The 17,860-nt window shown below is 68.6% G+C and carries 8 protein-coding genes; 4 read left to right on the top strand and 4 right to left on the bottom strand.

What is annotated here, in order from left to right:
- Position 1 precedes the first annotated feature (1 nt).
- Positions 2–1,189, bottom strand: coding sequence for a BMP family protein (locus K340_RS31400; protein WP_051266815.1), 1,188 nt, complete (start codon positions 1,187–1,189; stop codon positions 2–4).
- 141 nt (positions 1,190–1,330) lie between these two features.
- Between K340_RS31400 and K340_RS0118565 the strand changes: the two genes are divergently transcribed.
- Positions 1,331–2,887, top strand: coding sequence for a PucR family transcriptional regulator (locus K340_RS0118565; protein ID WP_029137809.1), 1,557 nt, complete (start codon positions 1,331–1,333; stop codon positions 2,885–2,887).
- Positions 2,888–2,973: 86 nt separating this feature from the next.
- On the opposite strand, the gene K340_RS0118560 is transcribed toward K340_RS0118565, so the two are convergent.
- Positions 2,974–4,173: a trans-sulfuration enzyme family protein gene (locus K340_RS0118560; RefSeq protein WP_211229532.1), complete on the bottom strand. Its 1,200-nt coding sequence runs from the start codon at positions 4,171–4,173 to the stop codon at positions 2,974–2,976.
- Between the two features lie 129 nt (positions 4,174–4,302).
- Here K340_RS0118560 and K340_RS0118555 point away from each other — a divergent pair, with 129 nt between their 5' ends.
- Positions 4,303–5,952 carry an AMP-binding protein gene (locus tag K340_RS0118555; protein WP_051266813.1) on the top strand — a complete coding sequence of 550 codons (1,650 nt, stop codon included), beginning with the start codon at positions 4,303–4,305 and terminating at the stop codon, positions 5,950–5,952.
- A gap of 565 nt (positions 5,953–6,517) precedes the next feature.
- On the opposite strand, the gene K340_RS0118550 is transcribed toward K340_RS0118555, so the two are convergent.
- Both K340_RS0118550 and K340_RS0118545 read right to left on the bottom strand, forming a co-directional pair.
- Positions 6,518–8,092, bottom strand: a complete 1,575-nt coding sequence (locus K340_RS0118550) for a phytoene desaturase family protein (RefSeq protein WP_029137806.1) — start codon at positions 8,090–8,092, stop codon at positions 6,518–6,520.
- 28 nt (positions 8,093–8,120) lie between these two features.
- Positions 8,121–8,939 carry an LLM class flavin-dependent oxidoreductase gene (locus tag K340_RS0118545; RefSeq protein ID WP_029137805.1) on the bottom strand — a complete coding sequence of 273 codons (819 nt, stop codon included), beginning with the start codon at positions 8,937–8,939 and terminating at the stop codon, positions 8,121–8,123.
- Positions 8,940–9,172: 233 nt separating this feature from the next.
- Between K340_RS0118545 and K340_RS0118540 the strand changes: the two genes are divergently transcribed.
- Positions 9,173–13,012, top strand: a complete 3,840-nt coding sequence (locus K340_RS0118540) for a multifunctional oxoglutarate decarboxylase/oxoglutarate dehydrogenase thiamine pyrophosphate-binding subunit/dihydrolipoyllysine-residue succinyltransferase subunit (RefSeq protein WP_029137804.1) — start codon at positions 9,173–9,175, stop codon at positions 13,010–13,012.
- Between the two features lie 672 nt (positions 13,013–13,684).
- Entirely contained in the window at positions 13,685–17,791 is a 4,107-nt protein-coding gene (locus K340_RS31395) for a carboxypeptidase regulatory-like domain-containing protein (RefSeq protein WP_211229531.1), read from the top strand.
- The last annotated feature ends 69 nt before the right edge of the window (positions 17,792–17,860 follow it).

The following is a 17,860-nucleotide window of genomic DNA, read 5'->3' as shown; positions in this document are numbered from 1 at the left end:
GTCAGCCACCGACCGTGGTCGAGCCGGCCGGCGCCTCCTCGTTCACCGGGGTGGTGAAGCTGCCGTCCTCGATCGCCTTCTGCTTGGCCTCCACCGCCGACTTCACCGTGTCCGGCACCCCTCCGGGAACGTCCGTGTTGATCGGCGCGATCGACGATCCGCCGTTCTTCATGAACGAGAACTCCGCCAGATCTTGGGCTTTCACCGTTCCGGTCTTGGTGTACTCGTGCACGATGTGGTCGATCGTCGGCCGCATGTTCCAGACCAGCGACGTCACCACGTTCTTCGGTGCCTCGCTCTTCTGGTCGACCATCATCCCGATCACCGGCAGGTTCTTCTCCTTCGCCGCCTCGATCACCCCGGCGCGTTCGGCGAACAACACGTCGACGCCCGCGGCGACCTGGGCCAGGGCAGCCTGCTTCGCGGTGGCCGGATCGAAGAAGGAGTTGATGAAGGTGACCTTCACCGTCGCCTTGTCGTTCGATTCCTTGACCCCGGCGATGAAGGCGTTGACGATCCGGTTGACCTCGGGAATCGGCATCGCCGCCACCACCCCGATGGTGTTGGACTTGGTCATCCCGCCGGCCAGCATTCCGGCCAGGAACGCGGGATCCTGCAACCAGTTGTCGAAGATGGAGAAGTTCGGATCGACCGTCTTGCCGCCGGACCCGAAGACGAACGGGGTCTCCGGGTACTTCGCGGCCACCGCGCGCACCTGGTCCTCGGCCGCGAAGGAGTCGCCGATGATGATCGCCGGCTTCTCGGTGGTGATCACGTCAGTGAGCGTGCGGGTCATCTTGTCCGGCGTGTCGTTGTTGTCGGTGTGCTTGTAGACGATGGTGCCGTCGGCGGCCGCCGCCTGCAGGGCGGCATGGATCGCGCCATCCCACGGCTCCTCCAGCGGCGTCGCGAAAACGCCGTACACCAGCGGCTTCTCGCCGGACGGGGCCGATGATCCGGGGCCGGAAGACCCGCCCGTGGCGGCACCTTCGGACGACGGCCCGGCGGCGCTGCCGGCGGTCTGCGTCGTGGCGCCGGCCGTCGCGGTGGCACCGTCGCCGGCCTCCGAGGTCGGCGCCTCGCCGGTGTTGCCGCCGCAGGCGGCCAGGGCGAGCCCGAGGACGGCGGCCGCTGCGACCACCCGGACCCTGGCCCGGCTTCGGGTGTGACGATTCGGGGAGACGACCATGACGGATGTCCTTCCGTGCCTGCGTTGCCGACGATGTCGGGCTTCAGCCAACCCGGCGAACGGCGCGGCGAGAAGGGACGAAACGTCGCGTCCGGACCCGCGGGGCTTGACGAAGTGTCACCCCGACAGCCACGGTTGGCCGTGCCCCTCACTGTCGCCGCGCTGCTCACCCTCCCGGTACTGCGCCGCGGGCGCCCCGAAGTGCTGGCCGGTGACGACCTCGACACCAGGGAGGTCCGCTGGGTGCACACGTCCGAGATCTTCGAGATATCCCCCCTGCTCAAGGGTGGAGAGGTGCTGCTGACCACCGGGCTGGGGCTGGTCGGCACCGGTGAGCGGGCCCAGCGCGACTACATCGACGGATTGGCCGGGCGGCAGATCGCCGCCCTGGTGCTCGAGCTCGGCCGGACCTTTCCGACCGCGCCGCCGGCGCTGGTCGCCGCGGCGCGGCGGGCCGGCCTGCCCCTGGTGGCGCTGCGTGCTGTGGTGCCGTTCATCGAGGTCACCGAGGCAGTGCACCCGCTGCTGCTGACCGGTGAGATCGAGATGCTGCGACTCACCGAGCGGATCACCAGCTCGCTGACCCACACGATGCTCTCCGGCTCCGGTCTGCCCGGCATCCTGCGCACCGTCTCCGGCCTGGCCGGATGCGCTGCCCTGCTGATCGGCGATGACGACCACGTGGTCGCCACCTCGGGCCCGCAGGCGCGGCGGCCGGCGACCGACGAGTCGGTGCGAGCCGCGGTGGAGCTGTTCGGCAGCCGCTGGGGCACCCTGGTGATCCAGGGATCACTGACGCCGCTGCGGTCGGTACTGGCGGCCCGCGGTGCCCAGGCACTCTCACTGGAACTGGCCAGGACCGAGCGGACAGCGCCGGTGCGGCAGCAGGCCGCCGGCCGGCTGCTGCGCGACATCGCCGAGCGGAGGTACAGCGGATCCGAGGAGTTGGCCACCAGAGCGGCGGCGGTCGGCCTGGTGCCCAGGGCCGGGCAACGGGTGGTCGCGCTGTATTTGGCGGTCGAGGGAGGGTCCGGTCGGCTGTCGGTGTTCACGGCTGTCGCCCAAGCCGCATCGACCGTGCTGACCGGCGCCATCACTGCCGACCTGGACGGCGAGATCGCCGTGGCAGGCGCGAGCGAGGCCGGCGTTGACCTGCGTGGCCTGCTGGTCCGCTTCGCCGATGCGGTCGATGCCCGGCTCTGCGGTGTCGGTGGCGGACATGCGACGGCCGTCGCCGCCGCACCGGGCGCCGGCCCGGCGACCGGGGAGGTGACCACGCTGATCCAGGCCCTGCCCGCCGCCCAGGAGGCGAGTCGCCTCGCCCGCCGGCTGGACACCGGGATCCGCACGCTGCTCGCCTCCGACCTGGGGGTGCACCGCCTGCTCGCCCGGCTCACCACCGATCCCGACCTGGCGCAGTTCATCGACGAGCAGCTCGGACCACTGGTCGACCACGACGGCGCCCACGGCACCCAATTGGTCAGCACCCTGGAGACCTATCTGGGTTCGGGACTGTCGAAAACCGTTGCCGCGGAGCGGCTCGGGATTCGCCGACAGTCGCTGTACGGCCGGCTCAGCAAGATCGAGCTGCTGTTGGGCGGCCTGGACCTGACCAGTCGCGAACGCCGGACCGCCATCGACCTGGCCCTGGTCGGGCGGCGGCTGCGCGGGGCCGCCGTCATCGGCCGGCGGCGCTGAGCTCTACCGGCCGAGGCGCTGTCCGGGAGGTAGCGGAACGTTCAACAGGTAGCGCGAACCTCACGGCGTGTCATTTCAACATTCCGCTACCTGGCTGGGGTCAGCGCCTGGCTCAGGTCGGCCCACAGATCCTCGACATCCTCGACGCCGGTGGAGATCCGGATGGTCCCGTCGGTGATGCCGGCCTGCTCGAGCGCCGCGGCGTCATAGTGCCGGTGCGATGTCGAAGCCGGGTGCATGGCAAGGGTTTCCACCCCGCCGAGGGAGGGCGCGTTCTGCAGCAGACGGAGCCGGCCGAGCACCTCCATCGCCGCCTGCCGACCGGCCGTCACATCGAAGGCAAGCATCGGGCCCGGGCCGTCCAGCATCCGTTCGGCCAGCGCGTGCTGCGGGTGATCGGGCCGGGACGGATGGTGCACCCGACCGACGCCGGGGTGCCCGGCCAACCGGGCGGCCAGTTCCACGGCGTTGTCGGTGGCCGCCGCCACCCGCAGCGCCAGGGTCTGCAGGCCACGGATCACCAGCCAGGCGCCGAACGGATCCATCGTCGGACCGGTCGCCACCGCGTACTTCCAGCCGGCGACGAAGGCGTCGTCAGCGGCGTAGCAGACCAGGCCGGCGGTCACGTCGGAGTGCCCGCCCAGGTACTTCGTGGCCGAGTGCAGCACGATGTCGGCGCCCAGCTGCAGCGGCCGGCACAGCACCGGCGAGGCAAAGGTGTTGTCCACCACCGTCAACACGCCGCGTTCCCGGGCCACCGCGGACATTCCGGCGACGTCGGCGACCGAGGTCACCGGGTTGGAGATGGTCTCCAGGTAGACCGCCGCGGTGTCCGGAGTCAGCGCTGCGGCCAGCGCTACCGGGTCGTCGCCCGGTACCTGACTGATCCGGATGTCCCACCGCGCGGCCAGGTCGTTGAGCAGGCCGGTGGTGCCGCCGTAGATCGAATCCTGCACCACCAGATGGCCACCGGCCCGCAGGTTGGCGCCCAGTGCCGTGTGAATCGCCGCCATCCCGGAGGCAGTCGCCACCGCGCCGACCGCACCCTCCAGCCCGGCCACCGCGTTCTCCAGTGCCCGGACCGTCGGGTTCGCCATCCGGGAATAGCCGAACGCGCCGCGCGGATTGTCCAGCGAGTCGGTGAGCAGCGCCGGATCGTCGTGTGCGTACACCGTGGTCTGGTAGATCGGTACCGACACCGGCCTGCCCTGCACGTCGGCAGGTGCCGCGGTGTGCACTGCGCGGGTCGACAGGGAGTGGCTGGGGGGATTCTGCTCGAGGCTCACCCGGCGATTGTGCTCCGCCGGTCCGCCGGTGACGCATCCCGGGCTGCGTCCGACGCCCGGACGGGACATGCTGGAATCCTGCAGAACAGGCAGCCTCGCTCGACGGCTGCCGGGCGAAGGGAGCCGACGATGGCCGAAGGTCCGCAGGCCGCACAGTCCGTTGATGCCGCACTGTCCTGGGCCAAGGGCGAGGACACGCCGCCGCTGATCGAGCAAACGATTCCGGACAACCTCGACGCGACCATCGCCGCGTTCGGGCACCGGGACGCGCTGATCGACGTGCAGCGCGGCATCCGTTGGACCTACGCCGAGTTCGGCGAGCGGGTGGCAGCATTGGCCAGGGCGCTGCTGGCCACCGGTCTGCGGCGCGGCGACCGGATCGGCATCTGGTCGCCGAACTACGCCGAGTGGACCCTGGTGCAGTACGCATCGGCCAAGATCGGCGCGATCCTGGTGACGATCAACCCGGCGTACCGCACCCACGAACTCGCGTTCGTCCTCCGACAGGCCGGTATCAGCTACCTGGTCGCCGCCGAGAGTTTCAAGACCAGCAGCTACGCGGCGATGATCGAGGACGTCCGTGGCGAGTGCACCGCCCTGCGGGAGGTGGTACTGATCGCCTGCGACAGCTGGGATGCGTTGCTGGACAAGGCCGATCAGGCAACAGACGAGCAGGTAGCCGCCATCCAGTCGCAGTTGTCGCCAACCGATGCGATCAACATCCAGTACACCTCCGGCACCACCGGCTTTCCCAAGGGCGCCACTCTCTCGCACCGCAACATCCTGAACAACGGCTTCCTGGTCGGCGAAATCTGCCGCTATACCGAGGCCGACCGGATCTGCATTCCGGTGCCCTTCTACCACTGCTTCGGCATGGTGATGGCGAACCTCGCGGCCACCAGTCACGGCGCGGCGATGGTGATCCCGGCACCCGCATTCGATCCCGCGGCCACCCTGCGGGCTACCTCTGTCGAGAAGTGCACGTCGCTGTACGGCGTGCCGACGATGTTCATCGCCGAGTGGGCGTTGGCCGACTTCGCGGCCTACGACCTGTCGAGTGTGCGGACCGGAATCATGGCCGGCTCGCCCTGTCCGGCCGAGGTGATGAAGAAGGTGATGGCGGCCGGCATCGACGAGATGACCATCGCCTACGGGATGACGGAAACCTCCCCGGTGTCCATGCAGACCCGCACCGACGACACCTTCGAGCACAAGGTGAACACCGTCGGCCGGGTCGGACCGCACCTGGAGATCAAGATCATCGACCCGGTGTCGGGCCAGACGGTGCCGCGCGGGGTCACCGGCGAGTTCTGCACCAAGGGCTACTCGGTGATGCTCGGCTACTGGGAGCAGCAGGACAAGACCGACGAAGTGCTGGTCGACGGCTGGATGCGGACGGGCGACCTGGCGGTGATGGCCGACGACGGCTACGTGCAGATCACCGGTCGGATCAAGGACATGGTGATTCGCGGCGGCGAGAACATCTATCCGAGGGAGATCGAGGAGTTCCTCTACACCCACCCGGATATCAAGGACGCCCAGGTGATCGGCGTTCCTGACCAGGTCTACGGCGAGGAACTCTGCGCCTGGATCCAGATGCGTGACGGGGCAACACCTCTGACCGCCGCCGCGGTTGTCGAGTTCGCCACCGGCAAGCTCGCCCGGTACAAGATCCCGAAGTACGTGCAGATTGTCGACGAGTTCCCGATGACGATCTCCGGCAAGATCCGCAAGGTGGAGATGAGGGAGCAGAGCACCAAGGAGCTCGGCCTGGGCTGACGCAGCCGACCGACGAACTCCCCTGACGTCCGGCCGCTCGCCAATTGGCCTGCCGCCATGACCAGCGAACGCCACCGCCCAGCCTTCGACGCCGACGAACGCACCCAACTACTCGGCTGGTTCGAGCTGCAGCGCGGCATCGTCGGGCTGAAATGTGAGTCGCTGTCGGACGTCGACGCCCACCGGGTGTACGACACGGGCGAGACGACAGGAGAAGATGTCGTCGTTTGGCAGCACGGCGCGGGGATGAGCGGCCTGCCGCCCCCCAGTGGATGGGTTTCTGCCGCCGACGGCGCGCGCATGCACCAGGATCGAACCCGCGCCTCAACCCGGGAAGGTACCGCGCGATCGGTGTCTCCCGGATCAACGGCAGGGATCGCGTCACCGAGCCGATGCCACTGGTCGTTGACGTCGACGGACACATCAGCCAAGGCTGAAACACTCCACACTGGCGGGACAACCACGCTACGGGCGGGGCGGGACAACCACGCTACGGCTGGGGCGGGACAACCACGCTACGGGCGGGGCGGGACAACCACGCTACGGGCGGGGCGGGACAACCACGCTACGGGCGGGTGGTGGCCAACAACGCGTCGACCGCGGCAGCGCCGCCGAGCCCGGAGACGCCGCCGCCGCGGCGGGATCCGGCGCCTGCCAACAGGATCCGCTCGCTCCCCGGCACCTCGACCCCGTACCGACGGGCCGGCGAGTCGAGGTCCTCGTCATCGGCGGCGAAGGGCCAGGACAGGTCGCCGTGGAAGATGTTGCCGCCCGGCATCCCGACGCTCCCCTGCACGTCGAGCGGCGATGCCACCTCGATGCAGGGCTGCCCGTTGGTGTCGACCGCCACGCACTCCTCCAGCGGTTCTGCCAGGTACTGCTGCAGCGCGGCCAGCGCACTCGCCGCCGCCTGCTGCTTCGCCGCCGCCGGATCGGCCCGGAACAGATCGACCGGCGCGTGCAGACCGAACAGCGTCAGGGTCGCGGTACCGGGTGCCTCGCCGGGTCCGATGATCGACGGATCGGTGACGGAGTGGCAGTACACCTCGCTCGGCAGCGGGTCCGGGATGGTGCCTGCTGCCGAAGCTCGATAGGCGATCTCCAGTTCGTCGAAGCCCTCGCGCAGATGGGTGGTTCCGGCGAAAGCGGTCGCCGGATCCACACCGGAGGCCAAGGCGGGCAACCGCGTCAGCAGCAGGTTGATCTTCAGCTGGGCACCGACGACCGGTTCGGCCGACCGGCCGAGCCAGCCGTCGATCACCGCCGGCGCGACCGCTGCGAGCAGCCGCGAGCCGGTCGCCTGCACCGCGTTGCCATCGCCGTCGCGACCGATCACCGTCACCGCGCCCGGCCTCTCGTCGACCTCGACAACCTCTACCCCGCAGCGGATGTCGACGTCCACCTCCCGCGCCCTGGCCTCCAGTGCGTCGGCGACCGCCCCCATCCCGCCGACCGGCAGCAACCACTCCCCGGTCCCGCGACCGATCAGGTGGTAGAGAAAACACCGGTTCGCCAACAGGCTCTCGTCGAACAATGAGGTGTGGGTACCGATCAGTGCGTCGGTCGCCACCACCCCGCGGACGGTGTCGTCGGTGAACCGGCGAGTGATCATCTCGCCGATCGGGGCGGCGAATACGTCATCCCAGAGCTGGCCGCCGGCGGCCGCGGTGACCAGTTCACGAACCTCCGACCGGCGCCGCAACGGCCCGGTCAGGGCCGGGGCCAGGACCGCGGCCATCGCGGCCAATCCGCCGTACAGCTGCTGCCAGGCGGCGAACTCGGAGTGCGAGCCGGTGACCGCCCGGAACGACTCCTCGGTGGCGGCGCCAGGGGTCCGCTCGACCAGCAGGCCGGTCGGCCGGCCCGAGCGCTCGACCGGGGTGTAGGAGGACACCGGCCGCGACTTCAGCGCCAGCTCGATGCCCAGCCGCCTGGCCAACTCGTCCGGGAACAACGACACCAGGTAGGAGTAGCGGGAGAGCCGCACGTCGTGGCCGGCGAACACTGCCGAGCCGATCGAGGCGCCACCGACGTGGTCGCTGCGTTCCAACAGCGTCACCCGGTAGCCGGCATCGGCGGCCAAGATCGCCGCGACCAGGCCGTTGTGCCCGCCGCCGACGACGACGATCCGGTTGTCCATCAGGCAGATCCTGCCACCGGCCGACCGGTCAGGTCCCGGCGAGCAACTCCACCACCGGCGCCAGCGCGTCGGCGAAGGCCAGGCTGGTCGAGAAGTAGGAGATGCCCAGCTCGTCCCGTCGGCGGCGCAGCACGGCCGCCATCTCGACCGGCGTGCCGGACAACAGGGCAACGGAGCCCACCGATCTGAGCCCGGCCAGATCCGTGCCGGCGTACTGCAGTACCCATGGCGGGACCTCGTCGCCGACTGCCAGCAGGTTCTGGGCCAATTCGATCTGATCGATCCGCTCGCCCGCCTGCTCCCGCAGGGTCCGCACCACCGCGGCCAGGCCGTCCGGCCCGGTCGCCGGCGGCACGCCCATCGTCACCGCGTCGGCCGTCCTGGCGGCGATCGCGAGCATTTTCGGCCCGCGCGCCGCCACCATGATCGGCACCTCGGGTGCCTGTTCGCGGACCGCCTCGATGGTCTGCTCCAGCCGGCCGATCCGCTCCGCCGCCGAGCCGAACGGCATGCCCAACGCCGCGGCGTCGCGGTCCGCTCCCGGACGGCCGGCGCCGATGCCCAGTTCGAACCGCCCGCCGCTGACGGCGTGCAGACTGACGGTCTCGACCGCCACCAGTCCGGGGGTACGGTTCGGCGCCGAGAGGACGTGCGTGCCGACCCGCAGCGTCGAGGTCCCGGCGGCGGCGACCGCACAGCCGATGCCTGGGGCAACGGTTCGCAGGGTGTCCGGGATCAGCAGGATGTCGTAGCCCCGACTCTCCAACCCTCTGGCAGTGGCGACGATGGCCTCGGCCGGTTCGAGTTGCCCGCCGACGATTCCGAAGCGAAACGGATGGTCAGTCATGGCACCCACCCTGCCGTTCGGGGCCGCCCGCCGCATCGGGGAACTCCCTGAGATCGCGGGCCATGGACGGGGTTCGCGTCACCGTTCGTCAACAGAGCATTTTCCCCGGCTCGACCCGCCTGGGCCGCTGCCCACAGATTCCCTCGAAAGGGCTAGCCTGGGAGCCGTCGGGTGACAGTTCAACCATCGGTCCCCGCGGGCCGGGAGAGCAAGAGAGCAGGCGAGGAGCGACCGTGTCGTCACAGTCGTCGACCACAGTGCCGGAATTCGGACCCAACGACTGGTTCGTCGAGGAGAAGTACCGCGAGTACCTCGCCGACCCGAACAGCGTTGACCAGATCTGGCGCGACTACTTTGCGGATATGAACGGCGGCGACGCGCCGGTGTCCACCCCGACTGCAGATCAACCGGCCGCGACGGCGGACCCGCCGGCCGCGGCCGCGGTGGCCGGCAACGGCGCCCCGGGCCGTCAGGCCACCCCGCCGCCACCGCCGCCACCGAACCGGGCCGGCACGTCAGCCGGCGGCGCCGCTGCAGCACCGGAGGCCGCAGCACCGGAGGCCGCAGCGCCGAAGGCCGCCGCGGCCCCCACCGCTCCGAAGACGGCCGCGACCCAGCCGGCCGCGCCGGCGAAGCGCACCACCGCCACTCCGGACGATGCGAAGGCCGCCTTCGACGCCAAGGTCGCCAAGAAGGCGGAGCAGGACGCGAAGGCCGCGCCCACCGAGACCCGGGCACCGATTCGGGGCATCGCGGCCGCGGTCGCCAAGAACATGACGGCCTCGCTGGAGATTCCGACCGCCACCAGCGTCCGGGCCGTGCCGGCCAAGCTGATCAGCGACAACCGGATCGTCATCAACAACTTCCTCAAGCGGAACCGCGCGGGGAAGATCTCGTTCACCCACCTGATCGGGTACGCGATCGTCAAGGCCGCCGCCGACTACCCGAACATGAACCGGCACTACGCCGAGACCGACGGCAAGCCGCAGATCGTCACCCCGGCCCGCCTGAACCTCGGGCTGGCCATCGACCTGCCCGGCAAGAACGGCCAGCGTTCGCTGGTCGTGCTGCCCATCAAGGGCAGCGAGACGATGACCTTCACCCAGTTCTGGGCGGCCTACGAGGCCGTGGTCGGCAAGGCGCGTCGCGGCGAGCTGACGGCCGACGACTACGCCGGCACCACCATGTCGCTGACCAACCCCGGCGGCATCGGCACCGTGCACTCGGTGCCGCGGCTGATGTCCGGCCAGGGGGCGATCATCGGCGTCGGCGCGATGGAGTACCCGGCCGAGTTCGCCGGCGCCAGCGAGCGCACCATCGCCGAGCTGGGTGTCTCCAAGATCATGACGCTCACTTCGACCTACGACCACCGGATCATCCAGGGTGCCGAGTCGGGCGAGTTCCTCAAGCGCATCCATGGCCTGCTGCTGGGCGAGGACGGCTTCTACGACGAGGTGTTCGCCTCGCTGCGGGTGCCTTACGAGCCGGTCCGCTGGGTGCAGGACATCCGGTCCGGAGCCGGCCGTGACGTCGACAAGACGGCCAAGGTGCTCGAGCTGATCGACGCCTACCGCACCCGCGGGCACCTGATGGCCGACACCGACCCGCTGAACTACCGCCAGCGCCGGCACCCGGACCTGGACGTGCTGAGCCACGGGCTCACCCTCTGGGACCTCGAGCGCGAGTTCCCGGTCGGTGGGTTCAACGGCCAGCAGTACATGAAACTGCGCAACGTGCTGGGCGTGTTGCGCGACTCGTACTGCCGCACCGTCGGCGTCGAGTACATGCACATCCAGGATCCGGTGCAGCGCCGCTGGGTCCAGGAGCGGGTGGAGACACCGCGCAGCAAGCCGTCCGTCGATCAACAGAAATACATCCTCGGTCGACTGAACGCCGCCGAGGCGTTCGAGACCTTCCTGCAGACCAAGTACATCGGCCAGAAGCGCTTCTCGCTGGAGGGCGGCGAGACGGTGATCGCGATGCTCGACGCGATCCTGGGCAAGGGCGCCGAGTACGACCTCGACGAGATCGTCATCGGGATGGCCCACCGTGGCCGGCTGAACGTGCTGGCGAACATCGTCGGCAAGCCGTACTCCCAGGTCTTCCGCGAGTTCGAGGGCAATTTGGATCCGGGCCAGGCACACGGCTCCGGTGACGTGAAGTACCACCTCGGCGCCGAGGGCAAATACGTGAACCCGGTCGGCGGCAACGAGGTGGTCGTGTCGCTGGTGGCCAACCCGTCGCACCTGGAGGTCGTCGACCCGGTGTTGGAGGGCGTGGTCAGGGCCAAGCAGGACATGCTCAACCGCGGCCAGGGCGGCTTCACCGTGATGCCGCTGATGATCCACGGCGACGCCGCCTTCGCCGGTCAGGGTGTGGTCGCCGAGACGCTGAACCTGTCGCTGCTGCGCGGGTATCGCACCGGCGGCACCGTGCACGTGATCATCAACAACCAGGTCGGTTTCACCACCGCTCCGGAGTACTCACGGTCCAGCGAGTACTCCACCGACGTGGCGAAGATGATCCAGGCGCCGATCCTGCACGTGAACGGGGACGACCCGGAGGCGGCCGTCTGGGCGGCGCAACTGGCCGTCGACTACCGCGAGACGTTCCGCCAGGACGTGGTGATCGACCTGATCTGCTACCGCCGCCGCGGGCACAACGAGGGTGACGATCCCTCGATGACGAACCCGTTGATGTACCAGATCATCGACGGGAAGCGCTCCGTGCGGAAGATCTACACCGAGGCACTGATCGCCCGCGGCGATCTGTCCGAGCAGGACGCCGAGGAAGCGCTGCGCGACTATCACCAACAGTTGGAACGGGTCTTCAACGAGGTCAGGGAACTGGAGAAGGCGGTAGCCGTCGCCTCCCCGACCATCGAGGAGGAGCAGCCGATCCCGCCGAAGGTCGAGACCGCTGTGAGCGCGTCCGTTGTGCAGCGGATCGCCGATGCGCACCTCGCCTTCCCCGAGGGCTTCACCCCGCACCCGCGGGTCAAGACGGTGCTGGACCGCCGGGTGGAGATGTCCCGCAGCGGCGGCATCGACTGGGCGTTCGGCGAACTGCTGGCACTCGGCTCGATCGCGATGAACGGCCGGCTGGTGCGATTGTCCGGACAGGACACCAGGCGGGGAACCTTCGTGCAACGTCACTCGGTGCTGATCGATCGCAATACCGGTGCCGAATACATTCCGCTGCAACACGTGTCCGACGAGCAGGGCAAGTTCCTGGTCTACGACTCGGCGCTCACCGAGTATGCGGCCCTCGGCTTCGAGTACGGCTATTCGGTTGCCAACCGCGAGGCGCTGGTGCTCTGGGAGGCACAGTTCGGCGACTTCGTGAACGGTGCGCAGTCGGTGATCGACGAGTACCTCTCGTCCGGAGAAGCCAAGTGGGGCCAGCAGTCCGGGGTAGTGCTGCTGCTGCCGCACGGGCACGAGGGCCAGGGACCCGACCACACGTCGGGCAGGATCGAGCGGTTCCTGCAACTGTGCGCCGAGGGCTCGATGACCGTCGCGGTGCCGTCGACCCCGGCGAACTACTTCCACCTGGTACGCCGGCACGTGCTCGACGGTGTGCACCGGCCGATGGTGGTGTTCACCCCGAAGTCCATGCTGCGCAACAAGGCTGCGGTCTCGTCCGTCGAGGACTTCACCGAGGGCAAGTTCGAGTCGGTGCTGCCGGACACGACCGATGCCGACCCGTCCAAAATCCGTCGGGTGCTGCTCACGTCGGGAAAGCTCTACTACGAGCTGGACGCCTACCGGCACAAGCAGGGCATCACCGACACCGCGATCGTCCGGCTCGAGCAGCTGTACCCGGTCCCCCGGCGCAAGCTCTCGCACATCCTGGGCGCATACGAGGGCGTCAGCGACGTCCGCTGGGTGCAGGAGGAGCCGGCGAACCAGGGCGCCTGGACCTTCCTGGCGCTGGCCCTGCCGGAGATGATGCCGGAACTGGCCGGCCTGCGCCGGGTGTCCCGTCGGGCGATGGCCGCACCGTCGGCCGGGTCCAGCCGGGTCCACGAGGTCGAGCAGGCGGCCGTGATCGCCGGGGCGTTCGCCGACTGACCGGTGTCGACAGCAAGGCGAGAGGGCGGTTCCGGGGTCCGGAGCCGCCCTCTCGCTATACCCGGAGACCGCGAATTCGGGCGCCACGGGAGCAACATTCCGACAACGATTTCCCTTCACGCAACCCTGCGCAGATGGGTCAGCCGTCCACCCGATCAGCCCTGCTCCATCCCACAGCCACTCAGGCGCAACCGGGTCGTGCCGGGGCAACCGCTCCGCCGAAAGTTGCCGACGGTAACTCGTCGTTCCCGCCGGGTCACCCCATCCGGTTCCCGGGATGGGCCACCCATCGACTACCCGCCGGTAGGCAAACACATGGCGTTGCAATGGCATCCGGCGTGTCACCGGTTCGCAGAGTGATCGACCTCGACCCGACCGGGTGAACATTTCCCACGCATCTCTCATCGCCTTGGGTAACTATTGACACCCCTAACTCCGGGGCGAAAAGTCCTGTGCACATCGTCGGCGACCGGGACCCGGTCGTGTCGCGCGTCGGGCGCGGAGGCGAGAGTGAGGGGAGAACCGATGCAGAGAAACCTCTGGCATCGCAGCACGGAAGTGAACAGAGAAGCCGGCATTCGACGCCGCGGACGAACTCGGTGGATCACCGCAGCGTCCGCGGCGTTCGCGTTGACGGTGAGCACCATCGCCGTCGCGCCCGCGGGTGCGGCCGTGGCAGCACCCGGAGGTGGCCCGGCGGCCGAGAGTGCCGCCGCTGCAACGCTTCCGGTGGCCACCACCGGACCGGCGAAGAAGTCCGCGAAGGCACTGTGCGATACCACCGTCGCCAAGAACGAGGCCCGCTGCTTCGGCATGGTGATGGAACGCGACGGGCTCGTCCCGATGTCGCCGGCGCCGACCGGGTTGTCGCCGGCCGACGTCCGCGACGCCTACAAGCTGCCGGACAACGGTGGCGCCGGGCGCACCATCGCCGCTGTCGTTGCCTATGACGCGCCGACGGCCGAGGCCGACCTGGCGCACTACCGGGAGACGTTCGGCCTGGCACCACTGGCCGAAGGCCAGTTCAAGAAGGTCGATCAGCGCGGTGGTACCGACTACCCGTCCGCCGACGCCGGTTGGGCCGGTGAGGCCGCGCTGGACGTCGACGCGATCACTGCGGTCGCACCGAACGCCAACATCGTGCTCGTGGTCGCCGACTCGGCGAACTTCACCGATCTCGGTGAGGCCGTCAATCAGGCCGTGGCCCAAGGCGCCGAAGTAGTGAACAACAGCTACGGCACCGGATACGACAGTTCCCCCGGCAGCGGTGAGGACGATTCCCTGCTCCCGGTGGACGCGCAATACTACGACCATCCGGGCGTGGCCATCGTCGCCAGCTCCGGCGACGACGACTACGGGGTCTCCTTCCCGGCCTCGTCCAATCACGTCACCTCCGTCGGCGGCACCAGCCTGGTGAAGGACACCAGCAGCCGCGGATGGACGGAATCGGTGTGGCACAACAGCTACGGTGGCCCGGGTAGTGGATGCTCGATCGTCTTCGACAAGGTTCCCGGCCAGCCGGACACCGGATGCGCCAAGCGCACCGTCGCCGACGTCAGCGCGGTCGCCGACCCGGAGACCGGGCTGTCGGTGTACTACACCTACGCCGGCGGAGAGTGGGGACAGTACGGCGGCACCAGTCTGTCCGCCCCGCTCATCTCGGGCATCTACGCGCTGGCCGGTAAGCCGGCGGCCGACAGCTACCCGAACGCCTACCCGTACGCGAAGCAGGACGCCTTCTTCGACGTCACCGCCGGAATGAACGGAACCTGCACCCCCAGCTACCTGTGCACCGCCGGCGCCGGATTCGACGGGCCGACCGGAATCGGTACCCCGAACGGCATCTCGGCATTCGGTAGTGGTCCGCACGGCGAGGTCACCGGAACCGTCACCGACAAGGCCAGCGGCGATCCGCTGGCCGGCGTCAAGGTGGAGATCGCCGAGAAGGGCAGCGCCACCACCGCCGATGACGGCACCTACTCGCTCAGTGTCGAGCCGGGCAGCTACTCGGTGACGTTCTCCGCCTACGGCTACAAGTCGGTGACCAAGACCGGTGTCGTGGTGACCGACGGCGGCTCGATCGCCGTCAATGTTGCCCTGGCAACGGTGCCCAGCCGGTCGGTGACCGGTCAGGTGAAGGACGGTTCGGGTCATGGCTATCCGCTGTACTCGATGATCACCATCTCCGGTGCTCCGGGCGGGCCGATCTACACCGACCCGTACGACGGCACCTACGCCGTCGACCTGCCGCAGGGCGGGACGTACGACTTCACCTTCACCCCCGTCGTTCCGGGCTACCTGCCGGTGACGAAGTCGGTGAAGGTCGGCGGCGCCGACCGCAGCGTGAACGTGTCGATGAAGGTGGACACCTCGCTGGACACAGTCACGGGCTACACCTTCCAGGAAGCCGGCAGCACCGAGACCTTTGACGGCACATCAGCTCCGGCAGGTTGGTCGGTGACTGACTTGAAGGATCCCGGATGGACGTTCACCGACATCAAGAAGCGTGGCAATCTGACCGGCGGAGACGGCGGTTTCGCGATCATCGATTCGGACGCGTCGGGTTCGGGAAAGAACCAGGATTCGTACCTGAACAGTCCGGGGTACGACCTCTCGGCTGCGACCGGTCCTACGCTGGAGTTCGACTCGTACTTCCGGCCGTTTACCACGTCCAACGGCACGGTCGAGGTGTCCACCGACGGTGGAACCACCTGGTCGCAGGTGTTCACCGTCAACAGTAAGGCGCAATCCGGCCACGTGAAGGTCGGACTCGGTGACGCAGCGAAGACCGCGAACGTCGAAGTCCGGTTCCACTACACCGGCTCGTTCGCCTACTATTGGGAGGTCGACAACGTCTTTGTCGGCAACCGCAAGGCGGTCCCGACCCATGGCGGCCTGCTGTCCGGTGTGGTGAACGACGCCAACACCAACGGGTTCGTCAAGGGCGCCAAGGTGACCAGTGACACCGATCCGGCGATCACCGCCACCACCGGTCCGACCGGTGACCCCGCGGTCGGTGACGGCTACTACTGGCTGTTCTCCACTATCACCGGCGCACAGCCGTTCACGGCCGGCAAGAGTGCCTACGCCGACGCGAAGGCCAGCCCAAACGTTCGGGCGAACCTGAGCACCCGACAGGACTTCACGCTGAAGGCCGGGCAGATCGCCGTCACCCCCACCGAGATCAATAAGACGATCAGGTGGGGCGGCAGCAAGCGGCAGGCGTTGACGGTCACCAACACCGGCGGGTTGCCGGCGACCGTTAAGGTCGGCGAAGGTTCCGGCGGCTTCGTGATGGCCAGCAGGACCGGGGCACCGGCCCAGACCGTCAAGACGACGGTGTTCAACGGGTCGGCGAAGGCACGTGCGGCGAAGTTGGGCAGGGTCGCGACCTCGGGAGCGAAAGCTGTTGTCCCCAACCAGGTCGGCCCGAGCGCCGATGCCTGGCAGAACGTCGCCAACTATCCGGTGGCGATCATGGACAGCTCCGCGGCCTTCGGCAACGGGAAGGTCTACTCAGTCGGCGGCTACAACGGATCGGACGACACCAACGATCTGTACGCCTACGACCCGCAGGGCGCGAGCTGGGAAAAGTTGGCCTCGGCCACCGACAAGCGCGAAGCGGGTGCGGGTGCGTTCATCGGCAACCAGTTCATCTGGACCGGTGGCTGGGGGCCGACCGGAGCGCCGGACGGCAAGACGGAACTGTACGACCCGGCAGGCAATTCCTGGTCGCTCGGTGCGGTGAATCCGAAGCCGCACTCGGCGGCCGGCCGGGCGGTGGTCGGCGGCAAGCTGTATCTGGTCGGTGGCTGCGCCACCAGTTCCTGTGGCTCCACCGATGTGCAGGTGTACGACGCGTCCGCCGATTCCTGGTCGTCCGTCGCAAACTACCCGGAGGCTGTCGCCTGGCAGGCCTGCGGCGCTATCGGTGAAAAGATCTACTGCGCCGGTGGCAACACCGACGCGGCGACCAGCGCCAAGACCTACGTCTACGACCCGGCGACAGACGCCTGGTCGCCGGCTGCGGACCTGCCGGTCGATCTATGGGCGTCGTTCTCAGTGGCGGCCAACGGTCAGCTGTTGGTGTCCGGTGGGGTGACGGCCAACTCATCGGCGATCACCAACATCGGCTACGCTTACGATCCGGCCGCGGACGCCTGGACACCGCTGCCGAACCTGAACTCCGCGCTGTACCGCGGTAACGGTGCGCTCGGGTTCTATGCAGTGGGGGGCAACCCCGGCCCGAGCGGTGCGCCGCCGGTCTCGACGGTGCAGTTGCTGGCCGGCTACGACCAGGGCGGCAGCACCGATGTTCCGTGGCTGTCGGAGACTCCGACGGAGTTGACGCTGGCCCCGGGCGCGTCCGCACAGGTGACGGTGGTGCTCGATGCCGCCGATCCGTCGATCGCCCAGCCGGGCGTCTACACGGCGGCCGTCACCCTTGGTACTGATACTCCTTACTCGGTGCCGAATATCGCGGTCAACATGACGGTCAAGCCGCCGAACACCTGGGGCAAGATCGCCGGTACGGTGACCTCAACGGACAAGTCCGGCGCCCCGGTGCCGGTCCCTGGTGCCACCGTCGAGTTGGACAGCTGGGCGGCGAGCTACACGCTCACCACCGAGGCTGACGGCTCGTACGCCATCTGGATCGACAAGCGGAACAATCCGGTGACCGCGATCGTGGCCAAGGACGGCTTCAAGCCGCAGACGGCGACGATCAAGGTCGTGGCCGGTGCCACCGTGACCAAGAACTGGGTGTTGATCAAGAAGTAGTCCCGCAGGAACGATGAGGGCGGTGGGCCGGTGGCCCACCGCCCTCATTGCTGCGCGAGCCGGGCCGGG

Source organism: Nakamurella lactea DSM 19367 (assembly GCF_000426645.1).
Taxonomy (GTDB): domain Bacteria; phylum Actinomycetota; class Actinomycetes; order Mycobacteriales; family Nakamurellaceae; genus Nakamurella; species Nakamurella lactea.
The sequence above is the reverse complement of the archived record's forward strand: the minus strand, read 5'-3'. Positions and strand labels throughout refer to the sequence as shown.

Bases quoted from the DNA above. Each gene is read 5' to 3' on its own strand.
- K340_RS31400 (WP_051266815.1), bottom strand. From the start codon at position 1,189: ATGGTCGTCTCCCCGAATCGTCACACCCGAAGCCGGGCCAGGGTCCGG.
- K340_RS0118555 (WP_051266813.1), top strand. From the start codon at position 4,303: ATGGCCGAAGGTCCGCAGGCCGCACAGTCCGTTGATGCCGCACTGTCC.
- K340_RS0118550 (WP_029137806.1), bottom strand. From the start codon at position 8,092: ATGGACAACCGGATCGTCGTCGTCGGCGGCGGGCACAACGGCCTGGTC.
- K340_RS0118545 (WP_029137805.1), bottom strand. From the start codon at position 8,939: ATGACTGACCATCCGTTTCGCTTCGGAATCGTCGGCGGGCAACTCGAA.